Origin of the sequence: Williamsia sp., assembly GCF_016462415.1 — a bacterium.
Lineage (GTDB): Bacteria > Actinomycetota > Actinomycetes > Mycobacteriales > Mycobacteriaceae > Williamsia_A.
The window spans coordinates 1,461-2,303 of the sequence record NZ_JAEMTF010000215.1 but is presented as its reverse complement, the minus strand read 5'-3'; the positions used below and the strand labels follow the sequence as shown (position 1 = coordinate 2,303).

Here is an 843-nt window from a genome sequence, read left to right as displayed (position 1 = left end):
ATCTGCACCTGTTCTCGGGCCGGATCTTCGACGTCAGCTGTCCCCGGATCGCGATCCTGGGCACCGACGGGGCGATCGGCAAACGCACCACGGCCACCCTGCTGGTCCAGGCGCTGAACGCGCGTGGCATCCACGCCGTCATGGTGGGCACCGGTCAGACCACCCTGATCCAGGGCGGGAAGTACGGCGTCGCACTCGACGCGCTGGTTCCCCAGTTCTGCTCGGGCGAGGTCGAGCACCAGGTCGTCGCCGCCTTCGAGGGGGAAGACCCGGACGTGATCGTGGTCGAGGGCCAGGGCGCACTGAGCCACCCCGCGTACCTGACATCGGCGCACATCCTGCGGGGCAGCCGTCCCGCAGCAGTGATCGTGCAGCACGCGCCGAAGCGCACGGTGCTCGGCGACTTCCCCATGGTGCCGATGCCGACCGCGGCGAGCGAGATCGCGCTGATCGAGGCGTTCGCCGACACCCGTGTCATCGGGGTCACGATCAACCACGAGGACATGACCGAAGACGAACTGGGCACCGCGATCTCCGAACACCGTGCGCAGCTCGGACTTCCGGTCACCGATCCCCTGACGCGCCCCGCGTCGGATCTGGTCGACATGGTGCTGACGGCCTTCCCCGCGCTCGCGGCGGTGGCCGATATCTCCACCCCGGTGTGACACTTCGCATCGAGACCGATCTCGACAAGGTCGAGCAGAACACGCGGACCCTGGTCGACCTGCTCGACGTGTCGGGCATCCGGGTCACCGGGATCACCAAGGCCGTCCTGGGTTCGCCGGCAGTCGGCGCGGCGATGCTGCGCGGCGGAGCCGGCGGCCTCGGTGATTCCCGGGTGGA

Annotated in this window: 1 protein-coding gene and 1 pseudogene; both read left to right on the top strand. The window is 68.9% G+C overall.

Annotated elements, in window-relative coordinates:
• Positions 1-665, top strand: a 665-nt coding sequence (locus JHC79_RS23465; RefSeq protein ID WP_296395461.1) for an NAD-dependent epimerase/dehydratase family protein, incomplete at its 5' end; no start/stop codon positions are given.
• A pseudogene (locus JHC79_RS23460) lies at positions 662-843 on the top strand (hypothetical protein); the annotation flags it as partial. The gene JHC79_RS23465 and the pseudogene JHC79_RS23460, both read left to right, overlap by 4 nt.